Raw genomic sequence first — 21,258 nt, forward strand, 5'->3', positions numbered from 1 at the left:
CAGCGAAATTTGCCTTTGGGGCCGAAAATTTATTTCAGCAGAGCATCTGCCCGCCAAACCGGGACGTATGACCGGCTGTGCGGTATGGTATGTGACCGCTGCTCAGGCATTGGAAAAATAAAGGTAACTTTGCAGCAACCAAAACTTATGAGCATAAAAAAACACGACAACGGCATACACGTACCGAATGAGATCGGTACGCTTCGAGCATTGCTGATTCACAGTCCCGACAGTGGCCTGGGTAAAGTGGTGCCTTCAAAAGCGCAGGATTGGCTCTTCGAAGATATCGTACACCTTGATACGGTTCGTAAAGCGGAATACGATTATTATCTGAAAGTGCTGATGTATTTCCTGGACCCGGGAAAGATCAAGGGAAAACTCCGGGAAATTGATGCGGAGGAAAATGACCGGGCATTTTACAAGCCGGACCATCCCAATTTTCATGGGTCAGACAAGGTGCTCGAGCTGCAGCAATTGCTGGCAGAAATATTGGAAAACGAAGGGATCCGGAAAAAACTGACAGCTTCAGTTTGTGCCATAGAAGGCTGCACGTACCGGCTGCAGCAGGAATTGATCGCTACAGATGCCCGGCTGCTCGCCAAAATATTTATTTCGGGTACGCTCCCAGACGAGCGCATGATCTTTGCACCGATACCAAACCTTATTTTTACCCGCGATGTGGGCATCACGATCAACAACTTCGTGCTGCTCAACAAGCCGGCAAAAAAAGCAAGGAGCCGCGAAACCTTGCTCATGCGGTATATATTTTTCAATCATCCCTATTTTGCCGACTATCGTGACAATATCCTTGAGATCCCTGACCCGCTGCAGCATTTTCTTCGTCCGGGAGAGGACGAAGACCACCGCACCACTCTGGAAGGTGGAGACGTCATGGTGGTTAGTCCAGGCCATGTGCTGATCGGCTGCAGCGAACGTACCTCGCCCCTTGGGGCCAACGAAGCGATCAAATTGCTGTTCCAGCATGAGGTGGTCGAAAAAGTAACAGTGGTCAAGATTCCCAACAAGCGGGATTTCATGCACATTGATACCGTTTTTACGCAGGTAAAGAGAAACGTCTGGGTGGTACTGAGTTCGGTATCCCGCCAGGGCGGCGGTGTCAGGGAGCCTATTCACCTGCTTGTAGAACAGGAAAACCGGGACAAGACTGAGATCATCCAGTTTCGCCGGGAAGACCCGATGCAGCCTAAACGATTTGAGAGCATCGAGTCGCTGCTCGACGACATCAGCAGAAACGACCTGGGCAGCCGGGAGGAAACGCGCTTCATTTATAGTGGCAATGATACCTTTCCCTACGATGCCCGCGAGCAGTGGACCGACTCCTGCAACCTGCTGGCCATTCGTGAGGGCGTAGTACTCGGCTACGACCGGAACGACAACACCATTCAGGCATTTAAAACGCAGGGTTTCGAGGTAATCCATGTGGCGGCGCTGATCGATAAGCTGGAAAACGGCGAACTTGAAGCGGCCCGTCTTAAAGACACGCTTATCCTGATGCCTTCGGCAGAACTGTCGCGTGCACGCGGCGGCTTTCATTGCATGAGCCTGCCGATCAGGCGCGATTCCCTTGATCTTACCGTTTAATAGAGATGCAGCTAACCAACCACGTTTTAATGATCCGGCCAGTCGACTTCAAGTTCAACACACAGACAGCCGCAAACAACCGCTTCCAGGTACAGCCAGGCTCCTTGCAGGAACAGGTCCAGCAACGGGCGCTTGCCGAATTCGATGCATTTGCCGGCCTGCTTCGCCATGAGGGCGTAAACGTCACCATCGTGAACGATACACTGGACCCTGAAACTCCTGACTCGATCTTTCCGAATAACTGGATTTCACTTCATGAAGATGGTCGTGCTTTCCTGTATCCGATGTTTTCAGAGAACCGGCGCAAAGAACGCCGGGACGATATTATCCAGTTGCTCGCTACGCGCTTCAGGCTGTCGGCTGTCGAGGACCTGAGCAGCTATGAAAATACGGCCAGATTCCTGGAGGGGACTGGCAGCATGGTACTTGACCGCGACCACAAGATTGCTTACGCATGCCGGTCGCAGCGTACCGATGCCGAGGTGCTGCATGACTTCTGTGCCCGTGCAGGCTATCGGCCCGTCGTTTTTTCGGCTACCGATGCCTCAGGTTTCCCGATCTACCACACCAATGTGATGATGTGCGTGGGCGACGGCTTCGTGCTTGCCTGCTTTGATGCCTTGCCGCTGGAGGCCGAGCGCCGGTTGCTGCTGGATGCGATCCGGTCAACCGGGAAAGAAACAGTCGGCATCAGCCTCGATCAGATGAACCGCTTTGCAGGCAACATGCTGCAGCTGCAGGGCCGGTCGGAAAAACTGATCGTCATGTCAGAGCAGGCCTTCCGGTCGCTGCTTCCGGCGCAGGCAGGTATTCTTGAGAAATATGGAAAGCTGATTTATGCTCCGTTAACAACGATAGAAACCAATGGGGGCGGCAGTGCGCGCTGCATGCTCGCCGAGATCCATCTACCAGAGAATTAGCGAGATACCAGACTGTTTCAAGCCGTAACCCGGGCGTTAAGTGTAGCGAATTTGTCATACTTTCCGCAACCGGCCCGCAACGGGCTTTTTCGGCCAAAAATTATTCCCGGCAGCAGGGACATTTCCATATAAAAATTACATTTTTGCAAAAAATACCAGCAAGATAAAAATGCAGAGTTATTCAGAATTTCTCGACCTCAGCGTCGGTTTTCCTCAGGAAGGATTTGAAGTCATCGACGATGAGCTTTATTTCCAGGACCTGAACCTTATGGAGATGATTGAAACGTACGGTACGCCGCTGCGTTTCACCTACCTGCCGCTGGTCAGTAAAAAAATACAACAGGCCAAAATTCTCTTCCAGACCGCCATTCTGAAGAACAACTACCGCGGCAATTATAAGTACTGTTATTGCACCAAAAGCTCACATTTCAGGCACATTGTGGAAGAAGCGCTGAAGAACGACATTCACCTGGAAACGTCTTCTGCTTTCGACATGCCGATGATCGATGCGCTCGAGAAAAAAGGCGTGGTCAAGAAAGACATCACGGTCATTTGCAACGGCTTTAAAACATACCAGTACAAACAGTACATCGTTGATATGCTTCACGACGGCTTCAAGAACATCATTCCCGTTCTTGACAACAAGGAAGAATTTAACCTGTACGATGACGAGATCGAACTGGATGAGCCCTGCGCGCTGGGCATCCGGATTGCGGCAGAAGAACAGCCCGATTCACAGTTCTATACCTCGCGCCTGGGTGTGAGAATGGAAGACGTCATTGATTTTTACAACAGCAAGATCGTTTCCAACCCGAATTTCAAAGTAAAGCTGCTTCATTTTTTCATCAATTCAGGGATTTCAGATACCCCATACTATTGGAACGAGCTGGAAAAATACGTTACGCTTTACTGCAAATTCAAGAAAATCAATCCTGATCTGGATACACTCGACATTGGCGGAGGTATGCCTTTTAAAGATTCGCTGGTTTTCGATTTCGATTACGAATACATGGTAAATGAGATTGTTAAACGCATCAAAGAAATCTGCGCCATCCACGAAGTCATGGAGCCGGATATCATCACTGAATTTGGAAAGTATACGGTAGCCGAAGCGTCTGGGATTTTGTATAAAGTACTTGGCCGCAAGCAGCAGAATGACCGGGAGCGGTGGCTGATGCTTGATGGTTCGTTCATTACCAACCTGCCGGATGTATGGGCGCTGAACCAGAAGTACATTTTGCTGCCCATTAACAATTGGGACGCAGAATACGAGCGTGTAAACCTGGGCGGCATTACCTGCGACGGACAAGACTATTACAACCAGGAGGCACATATGAACAGTGTATTTATGCCAAAAACGCGAAAAGTGCAGTACCTGGGCTTTTTCCATACAGGTGCTTACCAGGAAGTATTAAGCGGTTACGGCGGCATACACCACTGTTTATTGCCCAGCCCCAAACACGTTATTATCAGGAGAAACCGTGACGAGAGTTTTAACTTCGAAGTTTTCGGTGAAGAGCAAAACAGCAAACAGGTATTGAAAATATTGGGATATGGCAGTTAGCTGTCACAAAGAACCAACAGCCGGCCAAAAGCCGGCTTTTTTGTATCCATAGAGGATGTTACGCCTCGGTTTGTCTGCCGATGCGGCACCGGCTTCCCGGACGACAAAATTTACAGGATTTAACGATTTCGTAAAAGGTGGTTTAAGCGGCAGGGGGTAATTTCGTGAGGCAGCTGCATGTGTGGCTGCCTTTCAGACCTATCCTATGAAAACAACGATCTTTCAGGGCCTCAAACTGGCCCTGGCCATCTCGGCGCTGTTTGCCTCATGCAAACGTGAAACTTCCCCGCCTGATGCCCTTGGCACCGGCGCCAATGCACAAGCCTTCAGCGTCGCGGCAGGCACATTTCAGAACCCGGTCATTCCGGCAAGCCAAAATCCCAAAGATCCGCAGATCATGCGAGGCGCCGACAACAACTTTTATCTGTTTCATCCGAACGGAGCGAATTATAAAGTTTTTTCATCGCCCGATCTCGTGAACTGGACCGCCGTAACAAACAGCTGCTTTTCAAAGCCAACTGGATCTTTCTGGTCGGCAGGAACATTTCGCGCAGGCGGCAAATACCTGTTGTACTATACCCATGTAAAGGGTGCCAACAACCGAACAATCGGCGTTGCCTCGGCAGACGCACCCGGCGGCCCCTACCAGGATGCAAATGCCAGCCTGGTGGTCAAGCAGAAGGCCAATGGCGAATACACACCGGTTATCGACCCCTCGGTGTTCCAGGATCCGGCCGATGGCAAAGTGTATCTTTTTTATGCACGGAATGTGGGCCAGGGCGCCGACCAGCTGCCAGACCTACGGGTGGTGCAGCTTACCGCCGACGGACTGAACACCATTGCCGGTACCGATCAGCCCGTACTGACGATCAGCCAGGCCTGGGAAAACATCAACATTGAACATCCGCTGGTTTACTATGCGCCGAATGCGGCTGCCTCAAGGCGATATTATATGTTATATAATGGTTCGGGCGGCGCATTGGCCCGCTACGCCATTGGTTATGCGTATTCTTCTTCTCCTGCCGGACCATTTACGAAGGCGGCTGAAGGCAGTACGCCGGGTCTGAACCCGCTCGTTCGCCAGGACCCGGCAAAAGGCATTTACGGACCGGGATCTCCAAATACCGTGGTTGATGATGCCGGTGTTCGCTGGCTGATTTACCGGATCAAGACCACCGCCGGCGAATCGTGGAGCGACCGTGCGGTTTGCGTCGATGAACTGTTCAGAAACAGCAGTGACCAGCTGATCGTAACGCCGACGAAAGGCACAACTCAAAACGCTCCTTTTTTTAACTGAAAGTTTATATAAAACTGGTTTTTGTAACTTAAAGTTGGTAACTTTGTGAAAGTTACCAACTTTGCAGGACTCGTAATAGGTTCCGGCCAGCCGGGTCGCTATTCGGCACTTTTCAGCGCCGCAGCGGCAGCAGCAATATCGCCCGTTTCGAGTATCCGCTTGGCAAAGCCGTTCATCGACACATAAATCATGGCCTGTCCGAGTTCTGCCAGTGTGTTCATCCTTTTCGGGAACAAAAAACGCAGCGGCCGGAACGTCCAGCCAATGTATTTATAGAAGCGGTGCGCATGTTTCAGTCCGGGCGTTGGCTTCAGAAAGCCCGGGCGGAACATCCAGGCGCCTGCAAAATTCATGGCCAGCAGCGCATTTTCCGTCTTCCCCTTTACATTCGCCCAGTTCAAGCGGCTGGTTTCCAGCCCGCTGGTACCTGCACCAGACACGTAAGTGATACTCATCCCGGGGTTATGCCTCAACAAGGCTTCTGCAAATCCGACGGTTAGGTTATAAGTGAGGCGGTAGTACGTAGCTGAATCAACGCCGATCGAGGAAATACCAAGACAGAAAAAGCAGGTATCATATGCCGAAAGCTGTTCTGAAATTTGTTCCGGATGCATAAAATCGTCCAAAATCACCTCCTGAAGTTTTGAGTGCACCACGCCGCACGGCCGCCGGTTCACAACCAGTACCTCTTTTACGTGCGAACTGTTCAGGCATTCGTGCAAAACGCCCTCGCCTACCATTCCTGTAGCACCTGTAATAATGACCTTTAATTTCATCCTGTTGCCGTACACTTCATGTGCCCTTGCTTTGAAACAGCGCGAAAGGCCTGCCGGTTTGCCCCTGCGGCATAAAAGCTGGTCTCTTAGTCGATGTAACTTTGTTCAATTCTCTTTCTCGAAGCAGGCTCAGGTGACTCTGAAGGTTTGAACGGATCATAAAAATGCAGACCGGCCTCGCGGTACCAGGACAAATGCGTTTTAAGTGTCGTCAGGAAACGCGTCTCGTTCCTCTGGCCGGGGTTTGACCAGCAAGCCTCGGCCAAGGCGGCCAGGCGAGGGAAAGTCAGGAAGTCCAGCCTTTCGCTGTTCTGTATCGTCTCGGTCCACAAGTTAGCCTGCAGCCCCAGTATATTCTGCGACTTGAGTCTAAGGGGCTGACCGGTCGGATCGTAACGGTAAACAGAAAGCAAATCATTGAACTGTTTGCCCCACTTGCGCCCGTGCAGGTGTGTACTGTCCTGGACAAAATCAAAATAAAGGGGCAACCGTGGACACAATACAGTCTGATAGCCCATACCAATGGCATGCTCAAGCTCAGCCGGCTTGTCATGGCGCCACCAGAAAATGATGGTCTGATCAACAGGCAACCCCGCCCGCACCATTTCATCCCATACCAGAACCTTCGCGCCCAGGTTAAATACTGAATCGGCCATTCGTTTCATGAAATACTTCTCGACGTCGACCTCTGTTGCCAGCGACAGCCGCTGTTTGAGTGCTGTGATCTTCTGATTGGCCTTCCAGCCGTCATGCGCAAAGCGCACTTCGTCGCCGCCCAGGTGAATCAGGTTAGAAGGAAATAAAAGCTGGGTTTCTTTAAGGATATTGGTCAGGTAGCTGTACGTTGGCTCATGGCCGGCGTTAAAGGTAAATTCTGGATGTGCTTTTGTTCCGCCGCCCGAGTATTCAGGATAAGCGCGGTTTGCAGCGGTGGCGTGCCCGGGCATATCTACTTCGGGAATAACCGCGATGAAACGGGTTGCGGCATAAGCAACGATTTCCCTGACGTCTTCCTGCGTGTAGTACCGCGCAGGCTGGTTTGAGTCAGTATGGTTACCTATACCGCCCACAAGCGTCAGTCGTGGATATCTTTTGATTTCCATGCGCCAGCCCGGCTCATCGGTAAGGTGCCAATGAAAACGGTTTAATTTATAAACCGCCATCCAATCGAGCAACTGTTTCACTTTTTCCTTGCCAAAGAAATGTCGTGATTCGTCGAGCATAAGGCCGCGCCAGCTGTACAGTGGTTCATCTTCAATATGCATTGCTGTTAATGTCACAACGCCTTTTGCATTGGCCAGGCGAATGAGCTGCAACAGTGTCTGGATCCCGTTAAAAAGCCCCTCCTGGTCGCCTGCACGGATGCTGATCTGCCGGGAGGCGATGGTCAGTTTATAGGCTCCGGGTACCCGGCCTTTGGCAGAAGTGAGCGACAGGACGATAGCGGCCTGCTTTTCGCGCGGTGCCTGGCGAAGGGTTTGGCGGGTAACTTTGAATATTTCCTGCCTGAGATAAAGATCCAGCGGTCTGACCGTCGAGCTGGCAGGAAAGACAGTACCTTTTTCATCCAGCCGGAAACTTCCGTTAAGCGGCACAAGGGTTTTTGGGTAAGGAACAAGCGAAAGCTGCTGACCGGATGAGCCGGTGGCGAGCAACAGGAGCAGGGCAAAAAACAAGATACGCATGTGTTTCAATCGGGTTTCAAAAAAAGAAGGGTTGTTCAGGTGTGCTAATATTACACATTTAATGCGACGCAGGCCACATGGCGGCTGCAAAAAAAGATCCGTAGGTTGGTCCCTGCCGCGACATGAACAGCCGGCAGCCGCAGGTTTGAGTTATAAAGGCATTTCCTTATCTTTCGGGCATGTTATCCGGCCTAAACTTGAACCAGGTAATGGTCATCGACATTGAGACCGTTCCCCAGTACCCCAACGCGAAGGCGGTACCAGCTCAGGTCATGGAACTTTGGGCTGCCAAGACCCGCTTGCAGCGCAAAGAACAGACGGCAGAGGAATTTTATGAAAATGCCGGCATCCAGGCCGAATTTGGAAAGATCATCTGCATCAGCGCCGGAATCTTCAATTTCAGGGCCGACAGCCGGGAGTTCAGGATCAAATCATTTTATGGCCATGACGAGAAAGCGTTGCTGCAGGACTTCGGCAACCTGCTGCTGCGCCAGAGCACCGAGCTTTCCTTATGCGCCCACAATGGCAAGGAATTCGACTATCCTTATTTATGCCGGCGTTTGCTGGCTCAGGGCGTGCCGTTTCCGCCGCAGCTTCAGTTATGGGGTAAACGCCCCTGGGAAGTTAACCATATTGATACAATGGAACTCTGGCGGTTTGGGGACCGCAAAAGTTTCACCTCGCTCAACCTGCTCGCATCAGTGTTCGGAATTGCTACGCCAAAAGACGATATGGATGGAAGCCATGTTCGCAGCGTTTACTATGAAGACCAAAATCTGGAACGCATTGTAACGTATTGCCAGAAAGATGTCATCACCACTGCCCAGATCCTCCTGAAATTTAAGGGCGAACCCTTGCTCAGTGAGCATGATATTAAAATTATAAACTAATGCTCGACGTACAAGATCTGCATATTACCTTCAGCCACGAAGGCGAAAAAATTGAAGCCGTTAAAGGCATCGACCTGAATGTAGCCCGCGGGCAGGTCCTCGGCATTGTCGGCGAATCGGGCTCGGGCAAGTCGGTAAGTTCCTTTGCCATCATGCGCCTGCACGATGAAAAGCGGACCGACATAAAGGGCACCATCCGTTTCAACGGGCGGAACTTGCTTAAGCTGAGTGCCGAGGAGATCAGGGCCTACAGGGGCAACAAAGTTTCGATGATCTTCCAGGAACCGATGACTTCGCTAAATCCGGTCTTTACCTGCGGAGAACAAGTGGCCGAGGCCATTATGCTGCACCGTAAAGTTGGCCGCGCCGAAGCAAGGCAGCAAACCATTGCGCTGTTCAATGAAGTCCAGCTGCCAAGGCCCGAACAGATTTTCGACAATTATCCGCACCAGATCTCGGGCGGGCAAAAACAACGGGTCATGATTGCCATGGCGCTGAGCTGCAACCCCGAACTGCTGATTGCCGACGAACCAACCACTGCGCTCGATGTTACGGTCCAGAAAACGATCCTGCAATTATTGCTCCGACTGAAAACTGAGCGCAACATGGGCATGATCTTTATTTCGCATGACCTGGCGGTTATCAGTGAAATTGCCGATACGGTGACTGTGATGTTGCGTGGCGATGTAGTTGAACAGGGGCCTGCGGCACAGATCTTTCAGAACCCACAGCACCCCTATACGAAAGGCCTGCTGGCCTGCCGGCCGGCTCCCAGCCTGCGCCTGAAGACCTTGCCCGTGGTAGCCGACTTTTTACATGCCGATGCCAGCCAGTCGGTACGGCACCTGCAAGCCGAAAACAGCTATACAGAAGCGGAAATCCAGGCACGGAGATCGACCTTGTATGCACAGGCACCGCTGCTCGAGGTAAAAGAACTGAGCACCTGGTACCCTGTAAAAAAAGGACTGTTCGGACAGTCTACAGAAGTGGTGCGCGCAGTAGATGCGGTAAGTTTCAAGGTTTTTCCGGGCGAAACGCTGGGTCTGGTCGGAGAATCGGGATGCGGCAAAACCACGCTGGGCCGCAGCTTGCTGAGGCTGGTCGAGCCCAGTGCAGGAAGCATCCTTTTTAAAGGATCTGAAATGCGCGAAAAAAACCGGAAGGAGCTACAGGACATGCGGCGAAACATGCAGATTATTTTCCAGGACCCTTATTCTTCGCTTAACCCCCGCATCAGCATCGGTGACTCCATTACCGAGCCGCTAAAGGTCCATGGCCTTCATGGCAGCGACCGGAACCGGAGAGATCGCGCCGTCGAATTGCTTGAAAAAGTAGACTTGAAAGCGGAGCACTTTAACAGGTATCCGCATGAGTTCAGCGGTGGACAGCGTCAGCGGGTCGTAATTGCCCGGGCCCTGGCACTGCAGCCTGAGTTTATCATTTGCGATGAATCGGTATCGGCGCTCGATGTATCCGTGCAGGCGCAGGTACTGAACCTGCTCAGGCAGTTGCAGGAAGAGTTTAGGCTCACCTATATTTTTATATCGCACGACCTGGCCGTTGTTAAACACATTTCTGACCGGATGATCGTCATGAACAAGGGAAAAATTGAAGAAGAAGGTTATCCGGATGACATCTATGCAAGGCCAACAGCTGCTTACACCCAGAAACTCATTGATGCCATACCCGGTAAAAAAGTTTTATAGCTGAACCGGTCAGTCGATCAGCAGGGGGTCTTCCTCCTCGTCGGTCAAACCAAGCTGGATGTTTTCGCTGCCTGCGATGCCCTCGATCGAACCGCGGATATGGGCCGCATTGAGCAATACCTTTTCAAGCTGTTTCTCCCGGGCTTTCCATAACCGCTCCATCGCATCACGCTCCTTTTGTATGGATAATTTCATACTCATGAACCCCTCACGGATGGCCTTCCACTGCTCGGAAAATTCGGAACTGGTCAGATAATCATACAGGAGATGCATCTTGTCTCCCCTGTTTTCCTGCGATTTCATAACCCCTGAAAGCCTGAGGATGCCTTCTCTGAGCACATAGGCCACAGCATTTACTTCCTCAAAAGAACAGATCCAGACACCGTCCCGTTGCCCAAAACAAGTCATTCCCTTGGGATACGCCTGCGTTACGATCACGGCCACGTCGATTCCCAGGCTCCGCATATCGCGTTTGAGCTTTTCAATCCATTCGGCAGAAAAATCTTTGGTACGCTTGCTCTCATAAATGATCCGCCCGCACTCCTGCCCAAACTGGTTTCTAACCAGCTGAATGCAGTCTGCGCCCCTTACGCCCTTGCCGACCTCTTCGATTACATCGAACGGGTAGTTGTTGCGCAGCAGCTCTTCGAGAATCAGTTCCTGCACTTCGCCCTGAAGCTGCATGCTGCCCTGCTCGGCTTTTCTGCGCATTTCTTCGGCCAGCTTTTTCTGGTCGTCGAGTTGTTTTTCAAGTTCTTTTAACCGCAGCTGGTGCTCGGTATCTTTAATCGCATTTTTTTCTGCTTCCTGTTTCCTGATCTGCTCGACCAGTTCATTCCGCTGCTCCTGGATGCGCCGCTGTAGGGCCAGTTCCATTTCGGCCTCCTTGTCTTTCAGCGCCTGTTCGCGTTGCAAAAACTGGATTTCCTTCTCCCTGGCCAGGCGCAGCCGTTCAGCGTTGTCTTTGGCATTTTCTTCAAGAAGCCGCAGTTGTGTTTCAAAGTCGGCTGCAATGTTTTTGCGCAGATTGGCTTCGAGATCTGTTTTCAGCTTGTTTTTTTCTTCAGTCAGTTTTTGCTCAAACAGGCGCTGCTGGTCCGATTTTTCACGCTCAGCTTTTTCCAGTTTCTGCCGGTACTCCTCTTCCTTTTTCTGGGTAAAGGAACGCATCTGCTCGCGCAATTCCTTTTTGTAGTCTTCGGCGATGGCATCTTCCATCGGAAAAACATGGGCACAACTTGGGCATTTGATCTCTGTGGGCATTACGGGGCATTTGAGTGGAATACAAAATTAGCTTTCTTGACGCAAGATAACAATGCCGCGAAGCGTTCATCTGCCGTTTTGCAACCGGAGGTACCGGGCACTCAGTTGAGCAATGCACCGTTTATCATGGCGCCGGCTTTTGTTCCCAGCGCTATGGCATTGGCCAGTGAACGCATTTGGGTCGTATTGTCGCCAGCAGCGTAAATTCCTTCGACGGTCGTTTCCTGCATTTCATTCGTCATGAGCAGGCCGTCGCTGTTCAGCAGGCATCCCAATTGCTCAGGCAGCTCGCAGTGCTGTTTGAAAGGAATACGCGCATACATGGCAGCAACTTCCAATGCAGGACCCTCCTCGAAGCGGATGGCCGTTAACATGCCTTTGCTGTGTTCGAATCCTGCGATCGGTGTATCGATGACCGGGATGCTATGCGCTTTCAGGTATTCGAGCTGCGATAAAGTGAAGGTCCCCTGTGCGTGTGTAACCAATGTCAGGCTTCCGGCCCACTGCGGCAAAAGTTTCGCGAAATGCATGGCGTCATCGCCGGCGGCAAAAAGAGCGGTTGGTTTGCCCGCAAGCTCATAACCGTGGCAGTATGGGCAATGAACGATCGAACGTCCCCAGCAATCTTCGAAGCCTGGAATGGCGGGGAAAAGATCCTGCACGCCGGTGCCGAAGAATAGCTTGCGTGTGCGGAAAGATCCGCCACCTGCCGTTCTTACCTGGTACCCTTCACCCTCGGGAAGCGCCTCTACAGCCAGATCATTCAAAAACGACACTGTCGGGTATCTGGCAACATCGGCCTTCGCTTTTTCGAGAACGGTTGTCGGCGGAATGCCGTCAAATCCGATCAGGTTGTGCGCATGCGGCGTATACCTGTTGCAGGGCTTGCCACTGTCGATTACCAATACAGTTCTGCGGGCCCGTGCCAGGGCAAGCGAGGCAGCAAGGCCGGCAAAACTTCCGCCAATGACGATTACGTCAAAATTTTTCTCGTTCATCATAACTCTTTTTCACAAAAATAGACAATTACTTATTAATGCAACAATGATGCATTAACATAAATATTTTATGACGCGGCCATGATGCGTTCTGACAGGGTTTAGGCGGAGTGCCTGGGATTCAGTACGAGTCCTGCAAAGTTGGTAACTTTCGTAAAGTTACCAACTTTAAGTTAAAAAATTTTCATTTTTTTTTTATTTTTCTGAGCGCACGCACCGAAACCCCATGTTGCTCAAACCTGAATCATATGAGCTTTTCATTCGCCTGGCTACCCGGTAGCCTGAACAGTAACTGTCATTGCACATGAATGACCCACCCCTTGCCACACGCTTGGGGACTGACGGCTCTTCCGGATCGTAACTGTCTGCCGGCCCCTGCGGATTGATTACGCCTCCTGCCCGTGCAACACTGGCATAGTAATCATTGCGGTACCAATCTGAACACCATTCCCAAACGTTACCTGCCATGTCGTATAACTTATATCCGTTCGCTTTGAAGGACTTTACCGGAGCGAGGCCCTGGAATCCATCTTTAGAAGTATTTTTATCAGGAAAATGCCCGTTCCAGGAATTGGCTTTTGGCTTTCCGGCCTCTATATGCTCATTGCCCCAGGGATAAATCTGGTTTTCCCGTCCTCCCCGGGCAGCAAACTCCCATTCGGCTTCTGTTGGCAGCCGCTTACCTGCCCATTGGCAATAGGCATTGGCATCATCCCAGCTTACGTGAACAACCGGATGGTTCTCCTTGCCTGTAATATCGCTTCCCGGCCCTTCGGGATGCCGCCAGTTGGCACCAGGCACCCAGCTCCACCACTGGCTGAAATCGTTCAGGTCGACCGGCTGTGCCGGCGGACTAAAAACAAGTGACGCAGGAACAAGCTGGCTATCATCTGGCTTTGGCGTGCCCGGCGGCAGCTGCTTCCTCAGTTCTTCCCAGTCCGGTTTCCGCTCTGCGGTGGTTTGATAACCCGTAGCCTTCACAAATGCGGCAAACTGCGCATTGGTCACTTCATGTTCATCTATCCAGAAGGCGCTGACCGTTACCTGGTGCTTCGGGTATTCATCCTGGTCAGCCTGATCGTTGTCTGCCCCCATCATAAACGTACCACCGGGTACGCGGACCATTCCGACCGTAGATGTATCGCCATTAAAGCGGATCACCGCGCCGCCGGGCACGGCGTCAGCCTGGCTTGCAACAGGCGTTTTGCTTTTCCCGCTGTTGCAGGCTTGCATTAAAAAAGATCCCGCAAGCGGCAGCACCAGCAGCATTCTCGTTATCAACTTCATTCGTCTTTGTTCGAAACACAAGTATACTGGAAAACCGTCTGATATCAGATTTCTGTAACAAGATTGTGTTAGCCTCCCGGTTCTCTCCTGTACCCGCATCCTTTTGCGGCTTAGGCATCGGGCGGATTCTCCATTCGCGTGCGGTCAAGCTCTGACAAAGGCGGCGTGCTGCCTGAAATCGGCGGCCTGTCGATCATATTGCCGAAGCCGTCCGCCTGCAGGCTTTCTGGCTGCTCTGCTACCGGCCCAGGCTCAGCAAACCGGACCATGGTCAACAATGCGAGCGTTTCCTGCGTAGCTGAAGAGCGAAACGGCAAGTGTTCATGGAGATTGATCAGTTGCCCTTCTGTAAGCCTGAAAACATCTGCCTCTGTAACGAATTCCATTTCGCCCTCCAGGATCTGTACTGTCAGCAGTCCCGTACCTTCATAACTTCCCGGCTGCAGCAACGCACCCTGGTGAAGCGCGAGCAGGGTGATCGTCATGCCTTCGGTTTTGAAAACGGTAATGGCGTTCCGGTCAGATTTGAGCCAGGCCTCTTCTGTTTTAATCTGAACCCTGAATTTGGGTAAGTCTATATGTAATACTTCGGCGTCAATGGTCCGGTCTCCGGCAGGCCGGTTATAAGTGGACCGGTTTCTTTTCTCTTCCATGTTTTGTTCCTGAACTATTTTTTCCTGATCATGTTAAATACTGCCGCGGTGACGAGTGCGCCAAAAAGATAATAGCCGGCAGTCAGCACTTTGGTTTTGGTTGTACGGGTTACCGGATCGGGATTAAGCCCCATAGGCTCGGGAAGTTGCACTGCCCCTACCCCTGCCATCAGCCCATACATAACACCCCTCGGCCAGACGAACCGCGGGTCGCCGGCACCGATCAGTGAATAGTAAAAGGCGTTGCCAACCAGGTCTGAAGCAAGTGTGGCCTGGTAAAGTTCTTTTTTCCCCGGCACCGGTGCGCCAAAATAATTCAGGGCACGTGCAAGGGCTTCTTTTCCCACCTTGTCTACCCGCGGTGCTTCACGGTCTTGCTTTCGCATCGATTCATGCAGCAGGTTAAGCGCTACCGACCCGGCGAAGCCGGCCAGAAGCGATCTGAGCTTTTCCATATCTATTTTTCGTTTTTAGTGCTAACCCAGGCGATTGCCTGGTCAAGTTCGTCTTTTTTAAAACCCCGTGCCTCGCCGGGACTGATGTATGAGAAGTAATTGGTAAAGGTCTCCACCGATTCCTGCGGCGTTACGATGGCCATTTTTTTCCATTTGGTAAAGTGCCGCAGCCCGGCTACCATATCCTGGATCCAGGCACCAGCGGTAAAGTTCTGCACCGTTGTGTCTAATACGAGCAGGTAATAAATTTCGTCCTGGCTTTGTACCAGTGCATCGAGTGCCGGCAGTAAAACTTCTTTCAGATCGGTTTCAGTCACCTCCCCAGATGCCCGCACGCCTACAACATGCGAGGGAAGGTTTTCAATCGGTTTAAGCATAGGTGTTTTTCCTTTCTGAACACGCCGGGCGGGCTGAATGTTTCAAAAAAGACTGCCGGATCAGGATACGGCCTGCGTGTAAACGTCCATGCGCCTGATCTGTGCCACTACCAGCAAAAGCCTGTCTGCCAGCTGTTCGATCGCAGGCGCGTCACCCGGTCTGAGTCCGCTGGCGGCATAAAGTGCAGCCTCCATTTCCCTCAGGTCGGCCGCAATATCGCCGGCGCCGATCTGCCCCGTACGACCGGCAAGTTTGTGAACCAGGCCGTGCACCTTGTCTGAATCATCAGATCTGAGTGCAGCTGAAAGGGCAACGAGGTCGCTTTCCGTATCGGTTACGAAACGATGCAAAATCCGGCTCATCTGCCGTGCATCGCCAAAGGTCATTTTTTCCAGCCTTGATAAATCCGGTGGTCGGACTTCAGGTGTGTCGGCGATCATGTTTACCGGCGGCTCTGCCGGCGCCGCATTTCCCTGCAGCATGGCCAGCAATTCTTCCTCACGAAAAGGTTTGGTTAAGATGCCGTCAAAGCCCTGATCGATTACTTTCTGACGCTCGTCAGGCAAGACCTGGGCGGTAATGGCAAATATGCTGACCCCCGCGGCAACACGCTGCCGCATGTGGCTGCAAAGTTCAAGCCCCGACATACCGGGCATGCGGATGTCGAGCAGAATATACCTGACATCGGGCGTCAGTGTGGCTTCCAGCATGGCCAATGGCGATGTGAAAGCCTGAAACGCGATCCCATGCTTTTTGAAGATCAGGCTGCATAGATCAACGATGAGTGCATCATCGTCTGCAATCCAGACCTTAAATGGATAATTGAACCTGCGTACCTGCTGCTCATCTGTTGCCGCCGGCCGTTCTGCACGCATATACGTGAGGTAGAACACAAAGGTGCTCCCTGCCCCGGGCCTGCTGCGCGCATAAATACGCCCACCCAAACTTTCCACGATCGACTTGCTGATCACAAGGCCAAGGCCGGTACCGGTTTGATTGATGATGCTCTTCTCAGGCATCTCCACCTGTTCAAATTCCCTGAAGATCCGTATGCTGTCTGCCTCATCGAAGCCGATACCGGTATCGCGGACCGAGAAACTGAAATGAAGTTCTTCGGCCTGCGTTTTACAGCTCACAGCAAGGGTGATGCTGCCCTGCATGGTAAATTTGACCGCGTTGCCAAGCAGGTTGAACAGAACCTGTTTCAGCCTGAAAGGGTCGCCTTTAACAAATTCAACCTCATGCAGATCGTAAGTTGCAGCCAGCGAAAGTGATTTTGCCTCGGCATGTGGCCGCATGGCTGCAAGCACCTCGTCCAGCAGCTGCGGCATGGAAAATACCTGCTCCGAAAAGGTCAGCTCGCCCGAAACAATCCGGTTGTAATCCAAAACTTCGTTTACGATCTGAAGCAGGTGCTCAGAGGAATGGTGAATGGCTTCAATGTGCCTGCGCTCAGGTTTCTCCTGTTCGCCGATCAGTTTTGAAAAGCCAATAATCGACTGCAGCGGCGTCCGGATCTCGTGGCTCATGTTTGAAAGAAAGCGTTGTTTGGCCATGCCATACTGCTCGGCTTCTTCCTTCGCCTTTTCGAGCTCTCTGCGGTAGCGGTTGCTCCGTACAATGTCTGAAAGGATGAAATAAAGCAGGATTCCCGTAAGCACGAAAAACGAAAGTATGATCAGGGTAATCCGGTCCACGCTTCCGTTAACCGTTTGCTGGGCCTTCCGTACATTCTGGTTGATCTGTTCAACCACCTGTTTTTCAACCTGGCCAAGAATGTTCAGCATGCGGTTAATCAGCTGCCCGTTGGCTTCTGCCAGCTCAGCTTCCCGGTCCAGAAAACGTTTGCTTTTGGCCTTTTGTTCACGCTCGATAATCCTGAGCGAATTTTCCAGGCTCCTGGTCAGACTATCCTGTCTGGCCAGCGCAATGGTATCGAGCTTTACGTTGAATTGCTCATTGGTAACGCTCTGCGGTTCACCTGGCTCTTCTCCGGCGCGTTTCTTTCCGAAAAGCTTATTCAGAAAACCCTTCCGTTCCTTTTCAACCGGCACCAGCGTTGTCGTAGAAGTGGTTCGCTCGGTCGCGACGATAGTCGTATCAGAAAGCCTGGCGCCCTGGTCTACCAATTCATTGAGCCGCTGCAGCTGGCTTGCAATTGCCTTGTTATTCACCATGCCCTCGCGCACCTTCAGGTAGTCAAGAAACTGCTTATCTCGCGCTGCAAGCAATTTTTCGATAGATTGAAAACGGGCAAGCTGTACCGTATCATTTGCATAAAGCCGGTTGAGTGTATCTAGCTTAAGACGCAGCAATTTCGATTCAGTGAAAAAGCGGCTGTAATTGCCCGGCGCATTATATGCTTTTCTCTTCTGCGACTGGTCCAGATTGGCGATACGCAGCGACAGGTCGTTCACAAGGCGCAGTTTCTCGTTCGGCGAAGAGATGTTGTCTACAGTACTCAATATCTCGTTAAATGCCCCCTTGCTAACGCCCCAGGCTGTAAATAAAGCAATACAAGCCAGCAGAAAGCCGATAATCACCTTTCCTTTTACGGCATCGATAAGACTTTTCTGAGGCGTACTTTCTTTTTTCATCTGCTGAACAAGCGCTCGTGTACGGAGACTTCAATACTCATCAATTATCTGACCAAACCGCGGTGTACGCTGTGGCCAGGTAATGTACACTATCAATACGTTGAGGGAGGACCTGATCGTATAAAAATAGTCTGATACGCCCGATTTTCTTTACTTTTGCGGCATGATCAGCCAACTCTGCAATCAAATTTTCGACCGGGCCATCGAAGACTATCACCGGTTCGACAACATTGACCACCCGGTAAATAATCCCTATGAAGCGCACACGCTTGAGCACCTGCTCTATGCAAAGAACTGGATCGACACGGCCCAATGGCACATGGAAGACGTGGTTCGAAATCCAAACATCGATCCGGCCGAGGGCCTGGGCTGGAAACGCCGCATCGATGCCCAAAACCAGGTGCGTACCGACATGGTTGAATTTATCGACAGTTATTTCCTGGAACAGTACAAGGACATCACGGCGCTTCCTGATGCAAGAGTCAACACTGAAAGCCCTGCATGGGCAGTTGACAGGCTTTCTATCCTGGCCCTGAAAATATACCACATGCAGGAGGAGACCAGCCGCTTCGATGCCGACGAGCTGCACCGGGAAAACTGCCGTCAAAAACTAAACATTCTACTTACCCAGCGGCAGGACCTTTCGCTGAGCATTGACCAGCTTCTGGAAGACATCGCGGCAGGCCGTAAATACATGAAAGTCTATAAGCAGATGAAAATGTATAACGATCCCAGCCTGAACCCCGTGCTTTATAAACAAGCCTGACATGCAGCGCCCCGGCACCCTGGTAATATTCCGTTTTTCTGCTATGGGCGATGTGGCTATGGTTGCGTCGGTCCTGAGGGAGTTCAGCGCCGCCTACCCCGACACCAAACTGATCATGGTAAGTCGCGAAGCCTTCGCCTCCTTTTTCAGTGGCATCAGGTCTGTCCAGTTTCATGGCCTGCAGCCTAAAGGAAAACACAAGGGCTTTTACGGACTTTTCAAACTCGCAAAAGAACTGAGTACCCTGGCCCCTGACGCGGTAGCCGATCTGCACGACAACATCCGCAGCCGCACCCTTTCGCTGCTGCTGCGCGCGCGCGGCATCCGGATATGTCGCCTGAACAAAGGACGCAGGGAAAAAGCGGCACTGACAAGGGAAAGCAACAAAAAACTCGTTCCGCTCAAGCCTACCACCGAACGTTATGCTGACGTCTTCAGAAAGCTCGGCTTTCCGTTTTCACTCAGCCACCGGCTTGAACGAAATCCCCTGCCCCTGCCAACAGGCTTCTCGCTGCCTGCAGGCAAAAAACTGGTGGGTATTGCTCCCTTTGCCCAGCATGTCTTTAAAGTCTATCCGCCGGTCAGCATGCAGGCGGTTATCGCAGCGCTTTCGGCCAGAGGTTACCAATTGTATGTTTTTGGCGGAGGAAAGGAAGAACAAGAGCAAGCGCTGGCCTGGGAAAAAGCGTATCCTGCTGCAGTCAGCCTGATCGGCAGGTTTAACCTTTCTGAGGAGCTTGCCGTTATGTCTAACCTCGACCTGATGTTAACCATGGACTCGGCAGGCATGCACATGGCCTCACTCTGCGGCGTACCGGTTGTGTCTGTCTGGGGACCTACGCACCCCTTCGCGGGATTTCTAGGTTACGGGCAGTTACTCAGTGACTGCATACAGCCCGACCATCCCGGCCGGCCCAATTCGATATATGGCAATAAACCCTGCTATTGCGGTCACCTGTCCTGTATGGAACTCATTAGCCCGGAAGAGATCGTTTCTAAAATCGTGACGAAGCTGGAATCATGAACAAACAACTGTTGCTTTTAAGACATGGTGAAGCCGCCTATGCAAGGGCGGGTGCAGACTTTGAACGGCCGCTCACGACCGCGGGCGCTGAAGACGTTCGGCTCATGGCCGGCAAAACTGCCGACCGCCAGATCCGGTTGGCAGGTGTATTCAGCAGTCCGGCACGGCGCGCCTTCGATACGGCGGTACTTTTTGCCACCGGCATTGGCCTGCCAGCCGACGGTATTGTAACGCTTGACGAGGTCTATGAAGCACCGGTCAGGACCTTACTGCGCACAGTTACCAGCTTTAGCGACAAGTTAAGCACCGTCATACTGGTAGGGCACAATCCTGGACTTACCGAACTGGCTAACTACCTGAGCGATGCTGAAATCTACAACCTGCCTACTGCGGGCCTGGTCATGATTTCATTTCCATTCAATGAATGGCGATTGGTATCTCAAGGCACCGGCCGCGCTGACTTTACAGATAGCCCCGAAGCGTATTAAAACTGCAGGTGTTTAACGGTAAGACCGTTGTTGCTTAACTGTTTAAGCGAATCAATACCGATACGCAGGTGTGTTTCTACGAACCGCTCTGTAACCGAGCTGTCGCTTTCTGCAGTTTTAACACCCTCCGGGATCATGGGCTGATCTGAGACCAGCAGTAAAGCCCCGGTTGGGATCTTATTGGCAAACCCAGTTGTAAAAATGGTTGCTGTTTCCATATCAACAGCCATGGCACGCAGTGATTTCAGGTACCGTTTAAAATCGCGGTCGTGTTCCCAAACCCGCCTGTTCGTTGTATAACAGGTACCGGTCCAGTAATCCCGGCCATAATCACGAATCGTTGTTGAAATCGCTTTCTGCAGCGCAAAAGAAGGTAAGGCAGGTACCTCTGCAGGCAGGTAATCATTTGAGGTCCCTTCGCCCCTGATAGCCGCTATAGGCAGGATCAGGTCGCCGAGCTGGTTTTTCTTTTTCAAACCACCGCACTTGCCAAGAAACAGGCATGCTTTGGGCATAATGGCTGTAAGCAGGTCCATCATGGTTGCGGCAAGCGGACTCCCCATGCCGAAATTAATAATCGTGATTCCATTGGCAGTCACGCTTTGCATGGGTTTATCCAGACCCATGATCGGCGCGTTGTCATGCCATTCACTGAACATCTGCAGGTATTTGCTGAAATTGGTCAGGAGGATGTACTCGCCAAATTCGGCCAGGGGCCTGCCGGTATACCGGGGCAGCCAGTTCGTTACGATCTCGTTTTTGGACTGCAGTCCCGATTTAACCGGTGAATCTACTTCCTTAACCCTTTTGGCGTTTTTTACGACTTGCTCATCTTTCTTTACGTCTTTTTCTTCATTCATATATTTCTCCTTTTAATTACGCAGGTACAAAAAATCCCCGGTTTTGCCG

The 21,258-nt window shown here is 51.7% G+C and carries 19 protein-coding genes; 9 read left to right on the top strand and 10 right to left on the bottom strand.

The window, feature by feature from the left end; translation table 11 throughout:
• Positions 1 to 147 precede the first annotated feature (147 nt).
• The 4 genes from C7T94_RS13235 to C7T94_RS13250 all read left to right on the top strand — a co-directional run bounded on the left by C7T94_RS13235 (position 148) and on the right by C7T94_RS13250 (position 5,383).
• Entirely contained in the window at positions 148 to 1,602 is a 1,455-nt protein-coding gene (locus tag C7T94_RS13235; RefSeq protein WP_107216120.1) for an arginine deiminase family protein, read from the top strand.
• Between the two features lie 29 nt (positions 1,603 to 1,631).
• Positions 1,632 to 2,522 carry a citrulline utilization hydrolase CtlX gene (gene ctlX, locus C7T94_RS13240; RefSeq protein ID WP_239495012.1) on the top strand — a complete coding sequence of 297 codons (891 nt, stop codon included), beginning with the start codon at positions 1,632 to 1,634 and terminating at the stop codon, positions 2,520 to 2,522.
• Between the two features lie 169 nt (positions 2,523 to 2,691).
• On the top strand, positions 2,692 to 4,086 hold the full coding sequence (locus C7T94_RS13245) for an arginine decarboxylase (protein ID WP_107215770.1): 1,395 nt from the start codon (positions 2,692 to 2,694) through the stop codon (positions 4,084 to 4,086).
• Between the two features lie 205 nt (positions 4,087 to 4,291).
• The gene (locus C7T94_RS13250) at positions 4,292 to 5,383 is read left to right on the top strand and encodes a family 43 glycosylhydrolase (protein ID WP_107215771.1); all 1,092 of its coding nucleotides are present in this window, start codon (positions 4,292 to 4,294) and stop codon (positions 5,381 to 5,383) included.
• A 98-nt stretch (positions 5,384 to 5,481) separates the two neighbouring features.
• Here C7T94_RS13250 and C7T94_RS13255 read toward each other — a convergent pair whose 3' ends face one another.
• Together C7T94_RS13255 and C7T94_RS13260 are read right to left on the bottom strand one after the other, a co-directional pair.
• Positions 5,482 to 6,159 (bottom strand): NAD-dependent epimerase/dehydratase family protein, encoded by a 678-nt coding sequence (locus C7T94_RS13255; RefSeq protein WP_107215772.1) that lies wholly within the window; start codon positions 6,157 to 6,159, stop codon positions 5,482 to 5,484.
• 86 nt (positions 6,160 to 6,245) lie between these two features.
• Positions 6,246 to 7,844 (bottom strand): beta-N-acetylhexosaminidase, encoded by a 1,599-nt coding sequence (locus tag C7T94_RS13260; RefSeq protein ID WP_107215773.1) that lies wholly within the window; start codon positions 7,842 to 7,844, stop codon positions 6,246 to 6,248.
• A gap of 209 nt (positions 7,845 to 8,053) precedes the next feature.
• Here C7T94_RS13260 and C7T94_RS13265 point away from each other — a divergent pair, with 209 nt between their 5' ends.
• Together C7T94_RS13265 and C7T94_RS13270 are read left to right on the top strand one after the other, a co-directional pair.
• Entirely contained in the window at positions 8,054 to 8,734 is a 681-nt protein-coding gene (locus tag C7T94_RS13265; RefSeq protein WP_239495013.1) for a 3'-5' exonuclease, read from the top strand.
• Positions 8,734 to 10,440 (top strand): ABC transporter ATP-binding protein, encoded by a 1,707-nt coding sequence (locus C7T94_RS13270; protein WP_107215775.1) that lies wholly within the window; start codon positions 8,734 to 8,736, stop codon positions 10,438 to 10,440. The genes C7T94_RS13265 and C7T94_RS13270 overlap by 1 nt, the downstream gene beginning before the upstream one ends.
• A 9-nt stretch (positions 10,441 to 10,449) precedes the next feature.
• Here C7T94_RS13270 and C7T94_RS13275 read toward each other — a convergent pair whose 3' ends face one another.
• The 7 genes from C7T94_RS13275 to C7T94_RS13305 all read right to left on the bottom strand — a co-directional run bounded on the left by C7T94_RS13275 (position 10,450) and on the right by C7T94_RS13305 (position 18,071).
• Entirely contained in the window at positions 10,450 to 11,703 is a 1,254-nt protein-coding gene (locus tag C7T94_RS13275; RefSeq protein WP_107215776.1) for a DUF2130 domain-containing protein, read from the bottom strand.
• Between the two features lie 101 nt (positions 11,704 to 11,804).
• A complete protein-coding gene (locus C7T94_RS13280; protein ID WP_107215777.1) occupies positions 11,805 to 12,704 on the bottom strand; it encodes an NAD(P)/FAD-dependent oxidoreductase in 900 nt (299 codons plus the stop codon).
• A gap of 192 nt (positions 12,705 to 12,896) precedes the next feature.
• Positions 12,897 to 13,988: a formylglycine-generating enzyme family protein gene (locus C7T94_RS13285; protein ID WP_107215778.1), complete on the bottom strand. Its 1,092-nt coding sequence runs from the start codon at positions 13,986 to 13,988 to the stop codon at positions 12,897 to 12,899.
• A 110-nt stretch (positions 13,989 to 14,098) separates the two neighbouring features.
• The gene (locus C7T94_RS13290) at positions 14,099 to 14,641 is read right to left on the bottom strand and encodes a cupin domain-containing protein (RefSeq protein ID WP_107215779.1); all 543 of its coding nucleotides are present in this window, start codon (positions 14,639 to 14,641) and stop codon (positions 14,099 to 14,101) included.
• Between the two features lie 14 nt (positions 14,642 to 14,655).
• Positions 14,656 to 15,096, bottom strand: a complete 441-nt coding sequence (locus tag C7T94_RS13295) for a hypothetical protein (RefSeq protein WP_107215780.1) — start codon at positions 15,094 to 15,096, stop codon at positions 14,656 to 14,658.
• Between the two features lie 2 nt (positions 15,097 to 15,098).
• Entirely contained in the window at positions 15,099 to 15,473 is a 375-nt protein-coding gene (locus C7T94_RS13300; protein WP_107215781.1) for a SpoIIAA family protein, read from the bottom strand.
• 60 nt (positions 15,474 to 15,533) lie between these two features.
• Positions 15,534 to 18,071, bottom strand: a complete 2,538-nt coding sequence (locus tag C7T94_RS13305; RefSeq protein ID WP_107215782.1) for a hybrid sensor histidine kinase/response regulator — start codon at positions 18,069 to 18,071, stop codon at positions 15,534 to 15,536.
• Positions 18,072 to 18,234: 163 nt separating this feature from the next.
• On the opposite strand from C7T94_RS13305, the gene C7T94_RS13310 reads away from it, so the two are divergent.
• The 3 genes from C7T94_RS13310 to C7T94_RS13320 are packed head-to-tail and all read left to right on the top strand — an operon-like array spanning position 18,235 to position 20,349.
• The gene (locus C7T94_RS13310) at positions 18,235 to 18,837 is read left to right on the top strand and encodes a DUF4254 domain-containing protein (RefSeq protein WP_107215783.1); all 603 of its coding nucleotides are present in this window, start codon (positions 18,235 to 18,237) and stop codon (positions 18,835 to 18,837) included.
• Between the two features lies 1 nt (position 18,838).
• Complete coding sequence (locus C7T94_RS13315) at positions 18,839 to 19,861, top strand: glycosyltransferase family 9 protein (protein WP_107215784.1); 1,023 nt, start codon at positions 18,839 to 18,841, stop codon at positions 19,859 to 19,861.
• Positions 19,858 to 20,349, top strand: a complete 492-nt coding sequence (locus C7T94_RS13320) for a SixA phosphatase family protein (protein ID WP_107215785.1) — start codon at positions 19,858 to 19,860, stop codon at positions 20,347 to 20,349. The genes C7T94_RS13315 and C7T94_RS13320 overlap by 4 nt, the downstream gene beginning before the upstream one ends.
• Here the strand turns inward: C7T94_RS13320 and C7T94_RS13325 are convergent.
• Complete coding sequence (locus tag C7T94_RS13325; RefSeq protein ID WP_107215786.1) at positions 20,346 to 21,209, bottom strand: AMP nucleosidase; 864 nt, start codon at positions 21,207 to 21,209, stop codon at positions 20,346 to 20,348. The genes C7T94_RS13320 and C7T94_RS13325 overlap by 4 nt on opposite strands.
• Positions 21,210 to 21,258: the final 49 nt, after the last annotated feature.

This window comes from Pedobacter yulinensis (assembly GCF_003029735.1).
GTDB lineage: Bacteria > Bacteroidota > Bacteroidia > Sphingobacteriales > Sphingobacteriaceae > Pedobacter > Pedobacter yulinensis.

Coding starts and splice junctions, on each gene's coding strand:
- C7T94_RS13235 (WP_107216120.1), top strand. CDS start 148: ATGAGCATAAAAAAACACGACAACGGCATACACGTACCGAATGAGATC.
- ctlX (WP_239495012.1), top strand. CDS start 1,632: ATGATCCGGCCAGTCGACTTCAAGTTCAACACACAGACAGCCGCAAAC.
- C7T94_RS13245 (WP_107215770.1), top strand. CDS start 2,692: ATGCAGAGTTATTCAGAATTTCTCGACCTCAGCGTCGGTTTTCCTCAG.
- C7T94_RS13250 (WP_107215771.1), top strand. CDS start 4,292: ATGAAAACAACGATCTTTCAGGGCCTCAAACTGGCCCTGGCCATCTCG.
- C7T94_RS13255 (WP_107215772.1), bottom strand. CDS start 6,159: ATGAAATTAAAGGTCATTATTACAGGTGCTACAGGAATGGTAGGCGAG.
- C7T94_RS13260 (WP_107215773.1), bottom strand. CDS start 7,844: ATGCGTATCTTGTTTTTTGCCCTGCTCCTGTTGCTCGCCACCGGCTCA.
- C7T94_RS13265 (WP_239495013.1), top strand. CDS start 8,054: ATGGTCATCGACATTGAGACCGTTCCCCAGTACCCCAACGCGAAGGCG.
- C7T94_RS13270 (WP_107215775.1), top strand. CDS start 8,734: ATGCTCGACGTACAAGATCTGCATATTACCTTCAGCCACGAAGGCGAA.
- C7T94_RS13275 (WP_107215776.1), bottom strand. CDS start 11,703: ATGCCCACAGAGATCAAATGCCCAAGTTGTGCCCATGTTTTTCCGATG.
- C7T94_RS13280 (WP_107215777.1), bottom strand. CDS start 12,704: ATGATGAACGAGAAAAATTTTGACGTAATCGTCATTGGCGGAAGTTTT.
- C7T94_RS13285 (WP_107215778.1), bottom strand. CDS start 13,988: ATGAAGTTGATAACGAGAATGCTGCTGGTGCTGCCGCTTGCGGGATCT.
- C7T94_RS13290 (WP_107215779.1), bottom strand. CDS start 14,641: ATGGAAGAGAAAAGAAACCGGTCCACTTATAACCGGCCTGCCGGAGAC.
- C7T94_RS13295 (WP_107215780.1), bottom strand. CDS start 15,096: ATGGAAAAGCTCAGATCGCTTCTGGCCGGCTTCGCCGGGTCGGTAGCG.
- C7T94_RS13300 (WP_107215781.1), bottom strand. CDS start 15,473: ATGCTTAAACCGATTGAAAACCTTCCCTCGCATGTTGTAGGCGTGCGG.
- C7T94_RS13305 (WP_107215782.1), bottom strand. CDS start 18,071: ATGAAAAAAGAAAGTACGCCTCAGAAAAGTCTTATCGATGCCGTAAAA.
- C7T94_RS13310 (WP_107215783.1), top strand. CDS start 18,235: ATGATCAGCCAACTCTGCAATCAAATTTTCGACCGGGCCATCGAAGAC.
- C7T94_RS13315 (WP_107215784.1), top strand. CDS start 18,839: ATGCAGCGCCCCGGCACCCTGGTAATATTCCGTTTTTCTGCTATGGGC.
- C7T94_RS13320 (WP_107215785.1), top strand. CDS start 19,858: ATGAACAAACAACTGTTGCTTTTAAGACATGGTGAAGCCGCCTATGCA.
- C7T94_RS13325 (WP_107215786.1), bottom strand. CDS start 21,209: ATGAATGAAGAAAAAGACGTAAAGAAAGATGAGCAAGTCGTAAAAAAC.